This window comes from Sphingomonas sp. PvP055 (genome assembly GCF_040546365.1).
Taxonomy (GTDB): domain Bacteria; phylum Pseudomonadota; class Alphaproteobacteria; order Sphingomonadales; family Sphingomonadaceae; genus Sphingomonas; species Sphingomonas echinoides_A.
Genome location: NZ_JBEPNS010000001.1, coordinates 2,727,639 through 2,746,536, shown reverse-complemented (window position 1 = coordinate 2,746,536; position 18,898 = coordinate 2,727,639). Strand labels below are relative to the sequence as shown.

Below are 18,898 nucleotides of genomic sequence, written 5' to 3'. Positions count from 1 at the left end.
GCGTATCAATTGGTGTCTGGGCGAAGATGATTCAACGGGTGCCATGCACGGCTATTTGCAGTCCAGCTCCGCAGGCGCGGCGAGACGAGCGACCAGCGGAGCGGACGGGCGATTGGAATGAAGGCAACATCGCTCGCCAGTGCCGCATCCGCAGCGGCAATCTGTTGGGAACGAAGCCGGGGAGAGTCGGCTTCGCGTGCCGCTTCGATCGCCAGCTGGGCCACGCCGCCGCAAGGCTGGCATGCGCGCGCGACGTACCATCGCGCGCTGTCATACGGGGCGACTTCGTCGATCAGACGCAAGTCGGCGGGGGCATCGGGTGCGACCCGTTCCGCGGCAATGCCGAGCGACGCCAGCGCGCCCGCGACATAGCCATACAGGATCGTCGCGCCGGGGCCGGGCGGTAGCGCCACCCGCATCGTGATGGTGCCCGGATTGGCGGCACGCCACGCATCGATCGTCGCGCGGGGGGAAAGATCGTCCGGGCCGGAGGCCTGTGTCCACGCCGCAAGCGCCGGCGGAGCGGCGGAATCAAGTTGTTCCGGCAACAACTGGACCGTCGATTCCCATTCCGGCGAAATGGCAGCGGTAAAGCCCGCGCGGTCGATGCTCCGCGCGATCGCCGCGCGATTGACCGCATTGGCCAGCACGCCGTCCCGGTTGTTGAATGCCAGCCCGAACAACCCCGCCGCCGGATCGAACCGGCGCGCGATCGGCGCGATGCGGGTTTCCAGCACGATCGGCCAGTCGATGAAGCTTCCGCCCAGGACCACATCCGCCAGCCCGGCATCGAACCGCGCGATCGCCATCGCGGCCCGTTCACCGATCAATTTCACGTTGGCGTCGGTCGAGGGCTCGGCAGCCTGATCATCGGCGGCGCGCGACGGATCGAACGCAGGCCGCAACCGCGCGACCGGACCGCGCTGCGCGAGGATCCGGAAAGGGCCGCTGCCGCTTTGCGACGGTGCGACGCGAAAGATTGCGAGCTCGGGTTGCGCGAACAGCTTGAGCAAATCGGGGCGCGGGCGCTTGAGCCGGATCTCGATGACTTCGGGGGTCATCTCGACGATCTCGTCGATCGCAGTGAGAAAGGGGGCGAGGATGTTGCGCGATCGGGGAACGAGCTGACGCCGCAGGAGCCTGACCACTTCCGCTGCGGTAACGGCCTGCCCGTCGGGCCATTCGGCGTCGCGCAGGCGGAAGATGTAGCTGGTACCGTTGTCGATCACGCTCCAGCGTTCGGCGATACCGGGTTCGATCTGGCCCGCTGCATCGAACCGGACCAGTCCTTGCGCGGTCGAGTCGAGCAACACGCGCGCGGATGGGTCGAGCTGTCCTTTGGCCGGATCGACCAGTGCAGGGGCGGCGCCGATCGCGCTTGCGACGATGGGGCCGCTATCGGGTTTTTCGGAGCACGCCGCGAGCAGTGTCGCGGCACAGACCAGAAGCGATGACACGACCGTTCGGGGGGAGGGCGGCAGCAGCATGATGCCCCTGTGCCATCGCAACCGCGGTCGCGCCACTCCCGATGCGGGGCTGGCAGCCGTTATCCTGCTCGAATTCCGGATGGTGCGGACGGCGGGACTCGAACCCGCATTCCGAAGAGGGAGATTTTAAGTCTCCTGCGTCTACCGATTTCGCCACGTCCGCAACCTGCCGTGCCAAGCGCAAGTCACGTGCTGCGTCAAGCGTGCGATGGAGTTTCGGCGCATCGCACGAGAGAGATCAACGGATCAGGCGACGTTCAGTCGCTGCCGCATTTCCTTGCCGGGCTTGAAATACGGGACACGCTTCGCGTCGACCGCGACGAGTTCGCCGGTGCGCGGGTTGCGGCCCGTTCGCGCGTCGCGGGGGCGCGTGGAGAAAGCGCCGAAGCCACGAAGTTCGACACGGCCGCCAATGGCGAGGCGCTTGGTGATTTCTTCGAAAAACGTCGTGACCAGCGCTTCGACATCACGCGGCGTCAGGTCAGGGTTTTCGTTGGCGAGCATTTCTACGAGTTCGGAACGGATCATTGCGTTTTTTCCCACCCCCTACGGACCATGCCCCCACGGTATGGATTAAGGCCGTATCGGCATTGATTTACCGCAACTCCACCAACGTACAAAGGCAAATTACGACGGCATAAGTTAAGTGGGGGTCGTTCTTTCGAACGACCCCCGAACAGTCTTACTTCTTGGTATCGCTGTTCTGTGCCTTGAGCGCTGCGCCCAAGATGTCGCCCAGCGACGCGCCCGAGTCGGACGAGCCATACTGTGCCACGGCCTGCTTCTCTTCGGAGATCTGCATCGCCTTGATCGAGAAGGTCGGCTTCTTGGAACGATCGAAACCGGTCACCATCGCATCGAACTTCTGCGCGACCTGGAAACGCTCCGGACGCTGCTCGTCACGATCGCGGCCGAGATCGGTCCGCTTGATGAAGCCCGTTGCGCCGTCGTCACCGACCTGCACTTCGAGACCGGCATCGCGCACTTCGAGCACCGTGACGGTGACGATCGCGTTCTTGCTGAGGCCCGACGACGCATTGCCGCCTGCTGCAACCGTGCCTGCCGCCGGGGCGCCACGCTCGAGCTGCTTCATGCCCAGCGAGATACGCTCCTTCTCGGCATCGATGTCGAGCACGATCGCCTGAACGACCTCGCCCTTGCGATGCAGGTTGAGCGCGTCCTCGCCCGACACGCCCCAGGCGATGTCCGACATGTGGACCATGCCGTCGACGTCGTTGTCGAGGCCGATGAACAGACCGAATTCGGTCGCGTTCTTGACTTCGCCTTCGACGGTCGAACCGATCGGATGCGCTTCAGCGAAGGCCTCCCACGGGTTGTTGATCGCCTGCTTGAGACCAAGCGAGATACGACGCTTGTCGGGATCGACCTCGATGACCACGACATCGACTTCCTGCGAGGTCGAGACGATCTTGCCCGGGTGGACGTTCTTCTTGGTCCAGGACATTTCCGAAACGTGGACCAGGCCTTCAATGCCCGGCTCCAGCTCGACGAACGCACCATATTCGGTGATGTTCGTGACGCGACCGGTGAGCTTGGCACCAACCGGGTACTTCGCTGCTGCGCCCTCCCACGGATCGCTCTCGAGCTGCTTCATGCCGAGCGAGATACGCTGCGTGTCCTTGTTGATGCGGATGATCTGAACACGGACGGTGTCGCCGATGTTGAGAACTTCCGAAGGATGGCCGACGCGCTTGTAGCTGAGATCGGTGACGTGGAGCAGACCGTCGATGCCGCCGAGGTCAACGAACGCACCGTAATCGGTGATGTTCTTGACGACGCCGTCGATGATCTGGCCTTCAGCGAGGCTGAGGATGAGGCCCGAACGCTGCTCGGCGCGGGTCTCTTCGAGGATCGCGCGACGCGACACGACGATGTTGCCGCGCTTGCGGTCCATCTTGAGGATCTGGAAGGGCTGGGGGATGTCCATCAGCGGGGTGACGTCGCGCACGGGACGGATGTCGACCTGCGAACCCGGCAGGAAGGCCACGGCGCCGTTGAGGTCGACCGTGAAGCCGCCCTTGACGCGGCCGAAGATGACGCCCTCGACACGTGCCGACTTGGCGAATTCGGTTTCGAGCGTGTCCCATGCGGCTTCGCGGCGTGCGCGGTCGCGCGACAGCATCGCTTCGCCGTGGACGTTCTCGACGCGGTCGACGAACACTTCGACTTCGTCACCGATCTTGAGGTCCGCCTTCTGGCCGGGCATCGCGAATTCGCGAAGCGGCACGCGGCCTTCCGACTTGAGGCCGACGTCGATGACGGCGAGGTCGTTCTCGATCCCGGTGACGGTGCCCTTGACGACGCGTCCCTCGAAGCTGTCGGCGCCGCCGAGCGTGAGTTCGAGGAGTGCCGCGAAATCGTCGCGGGTTGGGTTTGGCTGAGTGGCCATAAAGTGTTGAGTTCCTAAATCATGTTCCGGCCAGCCGGTTGTCTCCGGCGGTCTTGGCCAATATTGCCGCGGCGGCCGAATGCCGGACGCGACATCCGCCGGGAAAGAACACGCGGAGGGGCAAGTCGCGGTCATGCGAAAAGGGCGCGAAAGGGCATGCCTGACGCGCCGACCTCCGCGGGCACCGCCCGCCGAACGCCGTCGCTATAGCGCAAGTCGCCCTTTCAGGCAAGGCGATCAGTCTCGCTGAGTCCTCGCGTCGACGATGGCGATAGCGCGCTGGACCGAGGCCTCGATCGACAGGAAGCTCGTGTCGAGCAGCGCGGCATCTTGCGCGGGCACCAGCGGTGCGGTTGCCCGGGTCGAATCCCGCAAATCGCGCGCGCGAATGTCGGCGAGAACCTTGTCCAGGCTCAGCGTCGATCCGCGGTCCTTGAGTTCCGCGTGGCGGCGTTTCGCGCGAATGTTGGGGGTTGCGCGGACGAACAGCTTGGCGTCGGCGTCGGGCGCGATGACCGTGCCGATGTCCCGCCCGTCGAGGACCGCGCCGCCCTCCTGATAAGCGAACCGCTTCTGCCGGTGGAACAGCGCGGCGCGCACCAGCGGGTGCGCCGACACGACCGAGGCGAGCGACCCGATCTCGTCGCTGCGCAGATCGGGATCTTCCATCAACGCATCCTCGAAATCGCACGCGGCGACCGCGTCGGCTTCGATCGCGGGATCGAGCTCGAGCTTCGCGACGTTGGCCGCGACCGCGCGGTACAGCAGGCCGGTGTCGAGATAGGGCAAGTCGTAATGACGCGCGAGCGCCCGCGCGATCGTGCCCTTGCCCGAGGCGGCGGGTCCATCGACGGCGATGATCATGCGCGCGCTCCCGGCCGTGCAACGGTCATTCGGACGAGCCCGAACGCCGCAATGGCGGCCCAGGCGAGTTCGAGGCACAGCGCGGGCAAGTTGAAGTTCACGCTCAGCGACAGCGCGAGCAGCGCTGCGCCGAGGAAGTTCAGCAGCGTGGAGAACAGGTCGGGCGCAGCGTTGCGCAGCGTCTGATGGGCATAGCCGATCAGGATCGTCAGCGCGCCGACGAACCCGATCAGGTCGGCAGTGGAGGCGGTCATCGGTCGGTGGCACCCTGAAGTTGCGCGATCTGGTCGAAGAACGCGGGGTAGCTGGTGGCGACGGGCGACATGTCGTCGAGCGTCACCGGCTTATGACAAGCGAGCGCGGCAATCGCCAGGCTCATCGCGATGCGGTGGTCGAGCAGCGTCGCGATCGTCGCGCCGCCGGGGAGGGGTTCCCCGCCCGAACCGTGGACGATCATCCCGTCCTCGACTTCCTCGACTCGCGCGCCGATCGCGCTGAGCGCGGAAGCCATCGCAGCGATCCGGTCCGATTCCTTGACGCGCAGTTCGTCTGCGCCGCGGGCGATCGTCGTACCGGTGGCGAAGGCGGCCGCCACGAACAGGATCGGATATTCGTCGATCATGCTGGGCGCGAGATCAGCAGGGACTTCGATTCCCGATAGCGCGGCGTAGCGGACGCGCAGATCGGCGACGGGCTCGCCACCGACCTCGCGCGCGTCGCATTCCTCGATGCTCGCGCCCATCATGCGCAGGGCGGTGAACAGGCCGGCGCGGGTCGGGTTGAGGCCGACATTCTCGACCGTGATGTCCGACCCCGGCACGATCGTCGCCGCGACCACCAGAAAGGCGGCGGACGAGGGATCGCCGGGCACGGTGATCTGCTGCGGCTTGAGTTCGGCCTCGCCGCGGATCGAGATGATCTTGCCTTCGGGGGAGTCCTCGACCGTCACGTCCGCGCCGAACCCGCGCAGCATCCGCTCGCTATGGTCGCGAGTCGCGACGGGTTCGACCACGCGCGTGATCCCCGGGGTGTTGAGCCCGGCGAGCAGCACAGCGGACTTCACCTGCGCCGAGGCAACGGGAAGGGTGTAGGTGATCGGGATCGCCGGGCAGATTCCGCGCAGCATCAGCGGCAATTGCCCGCCGGGGCTCGCGGTGAACTCGGCGCCCATTTGCGACAAGGGCGTGATGACGCGGCCCATCGGGCGCTTCGACAACGATGCGTCTCCAGTGAACGTCACGGTGATCGGGTGGCTTGCGACCAGCCCCATCAGCAAACGCGTGGAAGTGCCCGAATTGCCCATCTCGATCGCGCTGGTCGGCTGCAACAGGCCACCGACCCCGACACCGTCGATTGTCCACACGCCATCGTCGCCGCGCACGATCGTCGCGCCCATCGCGCGCAGCGCGGCGGCGGTAGCGAGGACGTCCTCGCCTTCAAGCAGCCCTTCGACCCGGCTGCTGCCCACCGCGAGCGCGGAGAACATCAGCGAGCGATGACTGATCGACTTGTCGCCGGGGACGCGGACGCGTCCCGCCAGCGGACCGGAGGAAGGGATTTCGAGCGGGGTGGGGGTGGAGTGCTGCATGGGGCCTGCGCTTTGACAGTGCGCTTGCGCTATGGCAAGGCGCGCCCCACTTTGCGACGTTCGCGTTGCAAGCTCTCAAATTCAATTTTGAAGAAGGTCAATCGGCCCATGATACAGCCGGAATGGGGCACGAAGCGTACGTGTCCGAAATGCGCCACCCGTTTCTATGATCTGGGCAAGGACGATCCCGTCACGTGCATCAATTGCGGTGCGCATTGGGAGCCAGAGCCCATCCTGAAGTCGAAGCAGCCGCTGCCGTTCGAGCAGGCCAAGCCCGAGCAGGTCAAGAAGGACGACGATCTCGCCGGCGACGACGAGGATATCGACACCGGTGAAGACGAAGAGCCCTCGCCCGACGACGAAGTCGACCTGGGTGGCGACGACGACCTCGGCGTGGAAGCGCCGACGGAAGACGACGAGCATTGATCGGCGGATCGGCCCGCGCGCCTCGGCGTGCGGGTCGATCGCGATAAAATTTCCCTCTAATTTCGGCAAAGCGACGTTCCGCGCTTGCCAACCGCGCCGCCTCTCGGTAGGGGCAGCGCCTTCCCGCCGCAGACCCGCTTGGGTCAGCGCAGAAACGATGGGGCCGTAGCTCAGCTGGGAGAGCGTTCGCATGGCATGCGAAAGGTCAGGGGTTCGATCCCCCTCGGCTCCACCATTCGTTTCCCGTGACGACTACGTCACCTTCACCACCACATTAAGACAGCGTCTTGCGGCAGTTCCGTTCAGGACCGCGATGTAACCTTTCTCGGTCGTCGTGCGCCGCCCGCGCAGGCGAGTAGGCCGCATCCGTTTCGCTGCACTGTCCGTCGGCTGAATGTGCGCGGAAGGACTGGATTCTGCGTCCATTCCTCAATCCTGATCTCAGCGGCGAACCGTCAGGGTTGCGTGGCCGTCCGGCGACCGCGTGCTGATTCCAGAGATTAAATGAATTTCGGACGATACGTCCGGCGCCGCGGACCTCAATAGGAACGCCGTTTTCGTATCATCCAAATTATTCAGTCCGTCGCAGCGCGTTCCTGCAAGGACGGTCCTATAATGAAAATACGATCCAATACAGTCCTGTACACTACGAACTGCATAACTCTGCATCAGCGACCTTAACCTTCGTTCCTCCATGGTAAAGACGCGGTAGCGATCTCTACCATGTCACCGTCGACATTGTCCGGCATCCGGTTTTCGACATTCACGACTTTCCGAGCACTATGCTCGGAGGCTTGAATAGGCGTGCCTACTTCGCATTACGCGCTTCGGATCGTCGCCTCACGCATCGAAATTGACGCAATCGACGTCGATCAGCCAACCTGGAAGGCTCAATAATGCACGCAAGAAACTCGCATCTGCTCCATGCGGGCGTTTCCGCCGTGGCTATCCTGTCTGCTTGGACTCCAGGTCTTGCGCATGCGCAGGAGGCTCCGGCGTCGCCCACCGCCTGGGAAGCCAGTCGGACGATCGACGACCGTGCGACGATCTCGACTGGCGTTGCGAAGGCGCGTGACCCTCTCAATAGCGCAACGTCGACCAGCGCCTTGAAAGAACGCGATATCTCGCTCCTCGCACCGATGTCGCTGGCGGACCTTTTGCGCGACGTTCCTGGCATCCGGGCCGAGGCCGGTACCGGTATCGCCAACAACAGTTACACGGTGCGCGGCCTGCCGCTGGTAAACGCCGGTGCCAAGTATCTGCAACTTCAGGAAGACGGTCTTCCCGTTCTTGAATTCGGCGACTTCGTGGTCGCGCCGTCCGACATTTTCCTACGCACCGACCTCAATGTCGCGCAGATCGAGTCGATTCGCGGTGGCTCATCCTCCACTTTCGCGTCGAACGCGCCGGGCGGCGTGGTGAACCTCGTCTCCAAAACCGGGGAGGTCGAGGGTGGATCGGTCCAGGCGTCGACCGGACTCGACTATAACACCCAGCGGCTGGATGCTGACTATGGCGGCCAGCTCGGCGGGGGATGGCGCTTTCACGTTGGTGGTTATTATCGCCAGGGCGACGGACCGCGCCGCACCGGCTATAATGCGCTGCAAGGCGGTCAGGTGAAATTCAACATCACCCGACAATTTGCCGACGGCTACATCCGCTTGAACGCCAAATTGCTCGATGAGCGTTTCCCCTATTATTACACCTATCCCGTGGCGGTGACCGGTACGAACGCGAAGCCCACGTTCCGCAACGTCGCGAATTTCGATATCAATTCGGACACGGCGCAGTCGCGCTACATTTCCACGCGCATCGCGCCTGGCCTTGGTGGTGCCGTCACCAACACCGATATGCAGGACGACATGCGGGCGAAGTCCAAGAGCCTTGGTTTCGAGGCGCAAACCGTTCTGGCGGGCTGGACGGTTTCCGACCACTTCCGGTATGCCGACAACAGCGGATTGCTCAACCAGGTCGTGCCGCTCGCAGTCGGCCCTGCGGCCGAGCTTGCCCAGACGTTTGGCGGCCAGCCAGGCACGATGCTGAGCTATGCCAGCGGACCCGCCAAGGGTGGCCAGATCGACCCGGCGACGCTCAATGGCAACGGGCTGCTTCTGGCGACGGGGTTCTACCGCGCCGGGATCAACAGCATGCGCAACGTTACCAACGACCTACGCTCCAGCAAGGCGTGGACGATCCACGGCACCACGCTGACCACCACCTTCGGGGTCTACAAGGCATTGCAGGATCTTAAGACGTCGGAGGGAATGACGTCGGTCTTGCAGGACGTGATGGGGGACGGCAGATCGGCGCTGGTCGACCTGCGCCGCCCGGACGGGACGCTCATCACCCAGAACGGTGTGCTGGATTACGGCTTTCTCGGACAGCCCGGCGTCGCCCGGAACGCCGATGTCCGGTACGATATCACTGCGCCTTATGCCTCGTTCAACGTCCAGAAGGACCGCTTCGTTCTGGGCGGGTCGATCCGTTATGATATGGGGAAGGTACGCGGCAGCGCCTTTGCGGATCAGACCAGTCGCCCGCAGGACATGAACGGGGACGGCCTTATCGACCTCAATGGCCCGGAAGCCACGGTGCCCTTTATCGACCCCGCATCGCGCTGGCCGGTGAACTACAATTATCACTACATCTCATACTCGGTCGGTCTCAACTACCGAGTGGCCGAGGCGCTGTCGGCGTTCGCGCGATACAGTCTTGGTGCGCGGGCAGGGGCGGACAGCGTGCTGTTCTCGCCGGCGCTCGACCGGGCGACGGGCGCGCTGGCCGATCGTACGGCAGCCTATGATCCGGTCCGGCAGGTCGAGGGCGGCTTCAAATACCGTTCCGGTGGAATCATCGTCAACGTCACGACCTTCTACGCGTTGACGCGCGATACCAACTCGCAGATCTACAATGACGCGAATGGCAATCAGGTGATCGGACTCGTCCAGCGGTCCTACCGGACGTATGGCGCCGAGCTGGAATCGAAGGTGCGCAGCGGCCCGTTCAGTCTCGCCGGCAATGTCACTCTGGCGGGTGGCAAGATCACCAAGGCGAACGATCCGGCCGTCGTCGGCAAGGCGCCGCGCCACCAGTCCGCTGTCATCTACAGCGTGACGCCGCAGTATGAGACCACGCGGTTCACGATCGGCGTGAATGCGGTTGGCCAGACGTCCAGCTATTCGCAGGACGTCAATCAGTTGAAGATGCCCGGGTTCACGACGGTCGGGGCATTCCTGCAGATCCGCCCGATCGAGCGTCTTTCGCTCGGACTGAATGCGAGCAATCTCTTCAATACGACGGCCTTCGTCGATATCGGGGATGCCGTCCTGCCTGCCTCCGGCGTCGTGCTGGCGCGAACGCTGCCAGGCCGGATGCTCACGGGTTCGGTCCGCGTGTTCTTTTGAGGTGCAGCGGCTGGGGGACGATCCTTGTCGTCCCCCGGCCGCGGCGAAAGTGTTGCCGCGTGGCGGAGGGCCATGCCATTGTTCCGCATCCCGTTGGGGGCAGGGCATCATTGCGAACGCAAAAACCCTAAGCTAGATGCTTGGCGCATCCGCCATTCGGCCTACGCCTCTTCGAAGTTGGGAAATCATGCGCACAGTGGCGATCATCGGGACCGGCTTCGTGGCCGATCTCTACGCAGCCTCGCTCCGGACCTTTCCCGATATCCAGGTGGTCGCCTGCTACGACAAGGATGCCGAGCGGTTGCAGCGCTTCTGTGCGCATTGGCAGCTTCCTGCGGTCGACAGCATCGACGCGGTGCTGACCGGCCCGGCGACGCTGGTGCTCAACCTTACCAACCCGCACGCGCATTTCGAGGTCAGCCGACAGCTGCTCGAAGCGGGCAAGCATGTGTATTCCGAGAAGCCGCTGAGCATGCGGATGGAGGATGCGATCGTGCTCCACGAGTTGGCGAAGGCGCGGGGGCTGCAGATCGCGTCGGCGCCGTGCAGCCTGCTCAGCGAAGCGGCGCAGACCTTGCGGCTCGCGGTCGAGGAAGGGCGGATCGGCGTCCCCAAGCTGGTCTATGCCGAGTTGGACGACGACTATATCTCGCAGGCGCCGCTGACCAAGTGGAAGAGCGAGTCGGGCACGCCCTGGCCGATCGAGGACGAGCTGGTCGTCGGCTGCACGCTCGAACATGCGGGCTATTATCTGACGTGGCTGATGGCGATGTTTGGTCCGGTGCGAACGACCGTGTCCGCGTCGGCCGGGCTCGCGGACGTGTCCGGGCTGACCAGCGCCAAGACCGCGCCCGATTATTCGTCCGCGACCCTATTCTTCGAGAGCGGCGTCGTCGCGCGGCTGACGTGCAGCATCCTCGCGCCGCATGACCACCGGATCCGCGTGATCGGTGATCGCGGCGTGGCGAGCGTTTCGGAATCGTGGGACAATCGCGCGGCGGTCAAGGTGCGGACGCGGCATGTGATCCGGCGGCGGATGATCAACAGCCCCGTCGCGCGCAAGGTGCCGTCGCCTGCGTTCACGCGCCACCCAGCGGTCAAGCGGCGCGGGGCGGCGTCGATGAACTTCATGCTCGGGCCAGCGGAAATGCTCGACGCGATCGCTTCCGGGCGCGAGGCGCGGCAGGCGGGCGATTTCGCGCTGCACCTGACCGAGGTGTCGCTCGCGATCCAGTCCGCGGGGGAGAACACCGGCGCGCAGCACATGACGACGCGCTTCACGCCGTCGCCGGTGACGCGGTGGTCGGGCCAGCGGACCGGGGTGTAAGCGATGGCGCACGACATTCGCGTCGGCGTGGTCGGCACGGGCTATATCGCCCATACGATGGTCGCCGCGATCGGGCATGTTCCGGGGCTGCGCGTCGTCGGCATCTGTTCCGCCAGTGCCGATCGTGCCGGTAGCGTGGCGAAAGCGCTGGGGATCGCAACGGCGTTCACCGGGGTGGACGCGCTGCTCGCCGATCCGGCGGTGGACATGGTCTATATCGCGAATGCCACGGCGGAGCATGCCACGGTTGCGATCCGGGCGCTCGAAGCGGGCAAGGCCGTGTTGGGCGAGAAACCGTTCGCAATCGATTCTGCGGAAGCGCAGCAGGTCGTCGCGGCGGCGCGCCGGACGGGCGTGCTGTTCATGGAAGCGGTAGCGACACCGCTCCTGCCCGCGGTCCACAATGCGCTCGCCGACGTTGCGTCGGGGCGGCTGGGGGCGGCGCGGCAGCTGTCGGCGAGCTTTGGCTATCCCACCACGCCCGCCAGCCATCCCGGGTGCTATGCCGCGGTCGGGGGCGGGGTGCTGCTCGATCGCGCGGTGTACCTGGTAACGCTGGCGCGGCTGGCGCTGGGGCCGGTGGCGGACGTCCGTGCGCAGATCACGCGGGACGGGAACGGCGTGGATACCGAAGCCGCGCTCCTGCTGACGCACGCCAATGGCGCAACGGCCCAGCTGACCGCGTCGCTGACCGCGATGCTCGGCAATATGATGACGATTGCGTGCGAACGCGGCGCGGTGACGGTGGCGGCGCCGTTGCTGTCGGCAGAGAAGATCGCGGTCGAGACGGTCGGCCCCCCGTCGCGCCCGACCGGGGCTAGCGGTATGCGTGACCGCGTCAAGGCGCGCCCGTTGGTGCGGCGGCTCGCGGGCATCGCGCGGCTGCGCAAGACCGGTTTCGCCTCATTTGGTGCGAGCCCCTACGTCCCCGAGCTGCTCCATTTCCGGGATCTTTACCGGGCTGGTGCCATCGAGAGCCCGGTGCTGCCGGTGGACGTGTCGCTGGACGTGATGCGCATCTTGGATGCAGCGCGGGAAGACCGTCGATGAAGCTCGCCTATCTGATGAACTCCTACCCGATGACGAGCACGACGTTCGTCCGCGGGGAGATCGAGCAGCTCGAGGCGCTTGGCCAGCCGGTGAAGCGCTTCGCGGTTCGACATTGGGAAGGGACGTTGCTCGACCCTGACGACATCGCCGAGCAGCGCACGACCGAATATCTGCTGACGGGGAATCTCCGCCGGCTCATAACTGCGGCGCTGGCCGAGCCGTTCGTCAATCTTGGCGGATTGCTGCGCACGCTGCCGGTCTTCCGCCATGTGCTGAGTCAGTCGCACGGCGGATTTGCCAAGAACGTCAACTATTTACTGCAGGCGATCTATCTCCGGCGGCGGACCAAAGCGCTCGGGATCGACCACGTCCACACGCATTTTTCCACGAATGCGACGACGGTTGCGATGCTCGCGAAACATCTCGGCGGGCCGACCTATAGTTTCACGGTTCACGGGCCGGACGAACTCGTCGACCCGAAACAGAATGCGATGGGGCGGAAGGTTGCCGATTCGGCGTTCACCGTCGCGATCACACAATATTGCCGTGGGCGTATTCTGGAGGAAGCGCCTGCGTTCGCGGACAAGGTGCGGATCATCCCGTGCGGGATCGACTTGCCCAAGTTCACGCCATCGGGGCATGCCGGAGAGGCGGGACGGTTCGTGTGCGTCGGGCGATTGTGCCCGAACAAGGCGCAAAGCCTGATCCCAGCGGCGGTCGCACAAGTGTGCAAGGAGTTTCCGAACATCCGGGTCGATCTGATCGGGGACGGCGAAGACCGCGCGCTGATCGAAGCCGAGATCGCGCGCCACGGCGTTCAGCAGCACGTCCACATTCTTGGCTGGGCAGATGCGCCGGGCGTCCGCAGCGCGATCTCGCGGGCGTCGGCGCTGCTGCTGCCGAGCTATGCGGAAGGGTTGCCGATCGTGCTGATGGAAGCGTTCGCGCTCGGGCGGCCAGTGCTGACGACGACGATCGCCGGCATTCCCGAGCTGGTCGACGCGGAATGCGGCTGGATCTTTCCGTCAGGGTCGGTCGAAGCGATCGCGGATGCGCTCCGCTCGGCGTTGCGCGCCTCGCCGGAAGCGATGGTTGCGCTGGGTCAGGAGGGGCGGCGCAGGATCGAGGCACGCCACGACGCGGCGAAATCGGCGCAACAGCTTCAGCACGCGATGGCTGCGACGGTCCCCGCGACGCGCTAAAGGTTCACAGGGACCGCCGTCCACTTTGCGGAACGTGGTCCCGTCCTAGGGCCGCGTCTTGGTTCCCGCAGACGCGAGGGGGGCGAGGTGCGCGGTCAGGACGCGCGCGAAGCGGGCGGCGGGGCACAACGCCGTGCCGCATCCTGGGACCGTGAGCGTAGTAAGCGACGTTTCGCGTCCGAGCTGCCGCAGCGCGGCCGGCGACTGGGTCCGGTACGATACGCGAACGAAGCGGGCGCCGGTTTGCCGGTCGCGGAGCCGTTCGATCAGCAACGCGCCGCCCGGCGGAACATCGTTCGTCGCATAACCCGGCGCAGGAAGCTCGACCCGGAGCGCGCTGGCGAGCGCCGTCACGGTCGTGTCGTGCCCCATGAACACCGTCAGTCGCGGGCCGGGAGACGACAGGGCGCTAAGCACTTCCCGCCCGAGCACCGCGGCCTGATGCGCCGCCATGTACGGAGGATGCGTGAATACCGCGAACAAGGCGGCGTGCAGCGTCCCGATCTGCTGTAGCGTTGCCAGATCCACCCGGCCCCAGCCTACGTCGCTACGGGGCAATCCCTGGACCTCCTGCAGCAACAGCACTTGTGCGACGCCGGACGCGGCGCGGATCGGCCCGGCCAGGACGATTTCCCGTCCATCCGCGCTTGGCGTGACGGCTGGCGCATCGGTCGGGACACACCCGTTGTCCGGTTGCGCGCAGCCGAGAATGCGACCCAGCGTCGCAAGCGCAACGCGGTGACGGTTGGCGAGCACTGCCATCCCGCCCGTGTCGCGATTGATGGAGGCGATCGCCAGGGCCGGATCGAAGGTGGTGGCTCCAGCGCGAAGCGGTTCGAAGATCGGATCGATCGTCCCGATCGGTCGATGATCGACCGCGAGGTGGCACCCGGGGGCGAAGCCGTTGGCGTAGGCGGCGCCGCTGGCGATCGTCCGGTCCGAGCTGTTGGAGTGGATCCGCACGGCGGGGCATCCGTTGGCCGAGATCAGTCCTTTGGATACGAAAAGGGCGCGGTCCTGCGCTGCGACGATTTCGAGCGCCCGGACGCCGTGCGGTGTGACCCGGCTCTCGGCAACCGGCCACGTCGGCCACGGCGCAGCGGTGCGCGTTCCCGACGGTACTTCACCGTCGAGCGGTGCGCGGATGCCGTGCCGGATAACCATCGCCGCGCGTTCGACCACCAATTGGGACGGCGCAGCGTGTGCCATCGAAGCGACCAGCACGCCGACGCCGAGGCACACGCCGCCGATTCCCCTGATCCAGGTCTTGGTCTTCATGGCTGAACCTCGCACTTGGTTGGGACGCGTACCGGGCTGCATCGTTGCATCGTCTTGCCCGGCAGGGTCACGACAAATCCGAGATGGAGCGGATCGGGCGCGCCGGGGTAATAATCCGTGCTCACGGCTTGCGCACCGCTCGCCATTGCAGCGGTCGCCATGGTGTAATCATGCGCGCGCGCTTCGACGGTGTTGGCGTCCGTTCGGGTCCGGACGATGACGCCCGCCGCGACCCAGTTCCGGATTTGCGCTGCATCGGCCACGGGGTCCTGCACGATCTGGATCGCGGATTCGGGCTGATCTTCGGGATACCAGCCGAACATCGCCCGACCGGCAAGGGAGGGGTGCCCGACGCGATAGGCGTCGGATACCGGCTTGCGCACGTCGAACAGGATGAAGATCCGCCCTCGCGCCGCGTCGAGCGAAGGCCATCCTTTCTCGCGAACGGCGTCGCGCAGGCTTGGCGCGTTACCGCGGACTTCGTCGGGGGTGATCAGCCGTCGTCCGGGCAATACCGAGCGGATCTCGCCGTCGAGCGCGTCGAGCAGCGCCCGGTCGTCGAGCGCGAGCGGGGTGGCGATCTCCGGTCGGGACGAGGGCGTGTCGGCGGCGTTGATCGTGATCATGATCGGCAGGTGCCTGGGATGCGCGCGCGACCAGCGATCGACTTCGCCCAGGCAGCGTACCAGGGTCACGCAGGTGCTGAGATAATCCACGTCGGGAATGTGGAACACCTTGAACCCAGGCTTGAGCATCGCGGCGCGATCGAACCCTGTCTTCTCTCCGGCGGCCTTGGCCCAGGCTTCCCCTGCGGGCGCCGCATAGCGGCCACCCTTGGGATCGGCGAAGATGTCGATCTCGATTTGGCGGACGCCGTGGTCGAGCTGCTGCGCCAGCGGCAGATGGTAATAGTCGAGCCCTTGCGCCAGCTTGGGTTCGGCCGCGCGGATCCTGGACATCACTGCGTCCGGGATCTTCGCCTTGAAGCTGTTATGCGACCCGACGACCTGAATGTCGTTCATCGCGCGCGGGGCCGCCGCCGTGCCGGTCAGGACCAGCGCGGCGGCGGCGAGCAGGACGATGCGGCGCATCAGAACTGCGCCCGCACGCCGAACAGGATCGTGCGCCCGTAATTGTTGATCTCGCCGAACTGGAGCTTCTTGTCGTTGTAGGTGTAGGTATTGGCATTGGCGATGTTGATCGCCTCGATGCTGAACGTCACGGCGTGGTTTGCCCGCACCGAGATGTTGCCATCCAGCGACCCGAACGCGGCGACATAGGTCGGAACCTGCGTGGTGCTGCCGATGCCCGCGAGATACTTGTCGCGCCAGGTATAGGACAGCCGCGTCGAGAGCGGCCCCTTGTCGTAGAAGCCGACGACGTTGAAGCTGTTCTTGGACAGCCCGATCAGCTGACCCTTGATCGGCCGTGCGCCGGCGGTGTAGCTCGCCTGGACCGAGGTGTGGGTGTAGGACGCCTGGAAACCGAGACCGTCGAACGGCTTGGGCAGGAAGGTGAACACCTGGTTATAGGCGGCTTCGGCGCCGTAGACCTTTGCCTTGCCGCCATTCACCTGCGTGCTGAGCAGCACCGTGCCGCGGCCGGGGATCTCGACGTTGATGTTCTGCGCGGTGATGTAATCGTCCATCGCCTTGTAGAAGACCGCACCCGTCAGCGATCCGGACCGGCTGAAATACCATTCCAGCGACCCGTCGAATTGCGTCGCAAGGAACGGTTTCAACGCCGGATTGCCGCCGCTTGCCGTCGCCTGATCGGTCGAAACGGTAATTTGCGGGGCGCTTTGCGTCACGTTCGGACGGGTCAGCACGCGACTTGCGGCAAGACGCCCGACCAGGGAGGGCGTCAGCTCGGCGCGCAGGTTGAAGCTTGGCAGCCAGTTGGCGAAGGTCTGCGGAAAGCTTGCGGGCGTCGGGACGTTGCCGGTCGTCAGCGTGCCGCTGGCGACCTGATCGGTATGGACATAGCGCACGCCGACATTCCCCGTGACCGGGACCGCACCGAGCGGGAAAGCGTAATCGGCGCGCACATAGCCGCCGGCGGTCTTCTCGGTCACGACATAGGACGCGCGCAGATCGCCCGGCGCGAGCGGTGCGTTGGCGACCGCATCGGTGAACAGCTTGTCGTAGAACACGCTGGTGATCGGCACGAGCCAGGTGCGCGGAATGTTGCCGCCGACGCCGGACAGGAAGTTGTCGAACGGGATCTGCTCATAGCCGTTCGGCGCGAAGGTGGTTAGCGCGGTGTTCGCGGCTGGATTGACGGTGAAATCGCGGCGGCGATAGTCGCGCTGACGCCAGTGGTATTCTCCGCCTGCAGCGATCTTGGTGATGAAGCCGGACAGGGCACGCTCCACGTCGAGGCGACCGTAGGTGTCCCAATCCTTGCTGTTCTTGGGCGCAATATTGAACGGATAGAGCGTGTACTTGCTCGGATCGAGCACGTTGACCGGTGTCGAGATCGTCGGCGCGACCTGATAGCCGCCCGACGAATCGTAGCTGAGTGGTGCGAAGAACTGGATGCGACTGCGTACCGTGCCTTCGGCGTTGCTGGGGTGGAAACTGTGCGCGTACGACCAGTTGGCGTTGGCGACGATGTGCCAGCCTTCCGGGTTCCAGACCTGTTTCAGTCCGACCGTGATGAGGTCGTGCCGGTTGAGGCTATATTCGCGCGTCCCCATGAAGCGGACGTCGTTGATCGTTGCCGCGACGACGGTGTTCCCGTCGAGCTTCGCCGAACCGGGCACCAGCACCGGGCGATGCCCGGCGACGCTGGCATCGTCGGGATAGATGTCGAGGCCGTATTCGTCATACGCAACGTCGAGCCGCGTCGCGAGGACGTCGAGCGTGGTTTCCAGCTCCGCGGTCGGGCTCCACTGTGCCGAGATCAGCCCCGACAGCCGCTTGCGGTTCTCGGTCTCGACCGTCGGTCGCGTGCGGCCCGGCGTGTAGAAACCGGTCCCGAGTGCCGAACTGAATTTGTCGAGATACCAGCCGGTGTTGTAGAACCGATCGTTGCGGACTTCCTTGCCCCAATATTGCGCGCCGGCGAGGATTCCGAAGGTGCCGTCCTTGCTCTTGTAGCTCGTCAGCGCGGTCGCGTTCGGCGTGACCTTCTTGGCGAGCGTTGTGTAGGTGCCGCGCAGGTTGAGCGTGGTCTTGGTCCCGACTTCGAGCGGGCGGAAGGTGTGGACGTCGATATTGCCGCCCAGCGCACCCTCGGTCATGTCGGGCGTCGGCGTCTTGACGACGTCGATCTGCGACACGAATTCGGCGGGCAGCATTTCGAAGCGGAACTGGCGGCCGTTGGCACCGCCATTCTCGATCAGATCGTTGATGGCGACCGGGCGGCCGTTGAGCAGCGTGCTCTGGAATTGCGGCCCGAGCCCGCGGACGCTGACATAAAGGCCTTCGCCGCGTGGTCGCGTGATTGCGACGCCGGGGACGAGCTGGAGCGCTTCCGCGACGTTCTGGGCGGGAAACTTGCCGATGTCGGTCGCGTTGATCGCATCGACGCCGAACCCGGCCTTGCGCTTTGTCTCCGTCGCTGCGGCGAGGCTGCGGGCGTAGGAACCAGTGACGATGATGTCACCCTCGCCAGGGGCGCTGGAGTCGTTCGCGGGGGCGCCTGCAGCAGCCGAAGGCGCGAGCGTGGTCTGGGCGGCGGCGGGAAGGGCGACGCCCAATGCCGAAAAGGTAAGCGGAAGCGTCGCCAGAATCAGGCGCGAAGAGTGCAACATGTTGTGATTTTCCCCCAACGGACCGTTCGATCCGACGAGCGTCCCTCTAGGGTGGGTCTGTTGCGGTTTGGCGACGTATACGTTGCACTAGCGTTACGACACCGT

At 65.1% G+C, this 18,898-nt stretch carries 14 protein-coding genes and 2 tRNA genes; 6 read left to right on the top strand and 10 right to left on the bottom strand.

Going from position 1 to position 18,898, the window contains the following annotated elements:
* Positions 1 to 5: 5 nt before the first annotated feature.
* The 7 genes from ABIC16_RS12930 to aroA all read right to left on the bottom strand — a co-directional run bounded on the left by ABIC16_RS12930 (position 6) and on the right by aroA (position 6,349).
* Positions 6 to 1,487, bottom strand: coding sequence for an ABC transporter substrate-binding protein (locus tag ABIC16_RS12930; protein ID WP_354291413.1), 1,482 nt, complete (start codon positions 1,485 to 1,487; stop codon positions 6 to 8).
* 80 nt (positions 1,488 to 1,567) lie between these two features.
* Positions 1,568 to 1,650: transfer RNA gene (locus tag ABIC16_RS12925), tRNA-Leu, on the bottom strand.
* A gap of 83 nt (positions 1,651 to 1,733) precedes the next feature.
* Complete coding sequence (ihfB, locus tag ABIC16_RS12920) at positions 1,734 to 2,015, bottom strand: integration host factor subunit beta (RefSeq protein WP_277968343.1); 282 nt, start codon at positions 2,013 to 2,015, stop codon at positions 1,734 to 1,736.
* 154 nt (positions 2,016 to 2,169) lie between these two features.
* Positions 2,170 to 3,897, bottom strand: a complete 1,728-nt coding sequence (rpsA, locus tag ABIC16_RS12915) for a 30S ribosomal protein S1 (RefSeq protein WP_354291412.1) — start codon at positions 3,895 to 3,897, stop codon at positions 2,170 to 2,172.
* 237 nt (positions 3,898 to 4,134) lie between these two features.
* The gene (cmk, locus tag ABIC16_RS12910) at positions 4,135 to 4,761 is read right to left on the bottom strand and encodes a (d)CMP kinase (RefSeq protein WP_354291411.1); all 627 of its coding nucleotides are present in this window, start codon (positions 4,759 to 4,761) and stop codon (positions 4,135 to 4,137) included.
* Positions 4,758 to 5,015, bottom strand: a complete 258-nt coding sequence (locus ABIC16_RS12905; RefSeq protein WP_277968340.1) for a CBU_0592 family membrane protein — start codon at positions 5,013 to 5,015, stop codon at positions 4,758 to 4,760. Before ABIC16_RS12905 ends, cmk begins: the two co-directional genes overlap by 4 nt.
* Positions 5,012 to 6,349, bottom strand: a complete 1,338-nt coding sequence (aroA, locus tag ABIC16_RS12900; RefSeq protein ID WP_354291410.1) for a 3-phosphoshikimate 1-carboxyvinyltransferase — start codon at positions 6,347 to 6,349, stop codon at positions 5,012 to 5,014. Before aroA ends, ABIC16_RS12905 begins: the two co-directional genes overlap by 4 nt.
* A 108-nt stretch (positions 6,350 to 6,457) precedes the next feature.
* Here aroA and ABIC16_RS12895 point away from each other — a divergent pair, with 108 nt between their 5' ends.
* The 6 genes from ABIC16_RS12895 to ABIC16_RS12870 all read left to right on the top strand — a co-directional run bounded on the left by ABIC16_RS12895 (position 6,458) and on the right by ABIC16_RS12870 (position 13,758).
* Positions 6,458 to 6,775: a TIGR02300 family protein gene (locus ABIC16_RS12895; RefSeq protein WP_354292322.1), complete on the top strand. Its 318-nt coding sequence runs from the start codon at positions 6,458 to 6,460 to the stop codon at positions 6,773 to 6,775.
* A 159-nt stretch (positions 6,776 to 6,934) separates the two neighbouring features.
* Positions 6,935 to 7,010: transfer RNA gene (locus ABIC16_RS12890), tRNA-Ala, on the top strand.
* A gap of 706 nt (positions 7,011 to 7,716) precedes the next feature.
* Positions 7,717 to 10,179 (top strand): TonB-dependent receptor domain-containing protein, encoded by a 2,463-nt coding sequence (locus tag ABIC16_RS12885; RefSeq protein ID WP_354291409.1) that lies wholly within the window; start codon positions 7,717 to 7,719, stop codon positions 10,177 to 10,179.
* A 187-nt stretch (positions 10,180 to 10,366) separates the two neighbouring features.
* Positions 10,367 to 11,506 (top strand): Gfo/Idh/MocA family protein, encoded by a 1,140-nt coding sequence (locus tag ABIC16_RS12880; protein ID WP_354291408.1) that lies wholly within the window; start codon positions 10,367 to 10,369, stop codon positions 11,504 to 11,506.
* A gap of 3 nt (positions 11,507 to 11,509) precedes the next feature.
* The gene (locus tag ABIC16_RS12875; RefSeq protein WP_354291407.1) at positions 11,510 to 12,556 is read left to right on the top strand and encodes a Gfo/Idh/MocA family protein; all 1,047 of its coding nucleotides are present in this window, start codon (positions 11,510 to 11,512) and stop codon (positions 12,554 to 12,556) included.
* The gene (locus tag ABIC16_RS12870; protein ID WP_354291406.1) at positions 12,553 to 13,758 is read left to right on the top strand and encodes a glycosyltransferase family 4 protein; all 1,206 of its coding nucleotides are present in this window, start codon (positions 12,553 to 12,555) and stop codon (positions 13,756 to 13,758) included. Before ABIC16_RS12875 ends, ABIC16_RS12870 begins: the two co-directional genes overlap by 4 nt.
* Positions 13,759 to 13,803: 45 nt before the next feature.
* Here the strand turns inward: ABIC16_RS12870 and ABIC16_RS12865 are convergent, their stop codons facing one another.
* The 3 genes from ABIC16_RS12865 to ABIC16_RS12855 are packed head-to-tail and all read right to left on the bottom strand — an operon-like array spanning position 13,804 to position 18,793.
* The gene (locus ABIC16_RS12865) at positions 13,804 to 15,036 is read right to left on the bottom strand and encodes a histidine-type phosphatase (protein WP_354291405.1); all 1,233 of its coding nucleotides are present in this window, start codon (positions 15,034 to 15,036) and stop codon (positions 13,804 to 13,806) included.
* Positions 15,033 to 16,127 (bottom strand): Ca2+-dependent phosphoinositide-specific phospholipase C, encoded by a 1,095-nt coding sequence (locus ABIC16_RS12860; RefSeq protein WP_354291404.1) that lies wholly within the window; start codon positions 16,125 to 16,127, stop codon positions 15,033 to 15,035. The genes ABIC16_RS12865 and ABIC16_RS12860 overlap by 4 nt, the downstream gene beginning before the upstream one ends.
* Positions 16,127 to 18,793, bottom strand: a complete 2,667-nt coding sequence (locus ABIC16_RS12855) for a TonB-dependent receptor (protein WP_354291403.1) — start codon at positions 18,791 to 18,793, stop codon at positions 16,127 to 16,129. The genes ABIC16_RS12860 and ABIC16_RS12855 overlap by 1 nt, the downstream gene beginning before the upstream one ends.
* Between the last annotated feature and the right edge of the window lie 105 nt (positions 18,794 to 18,898).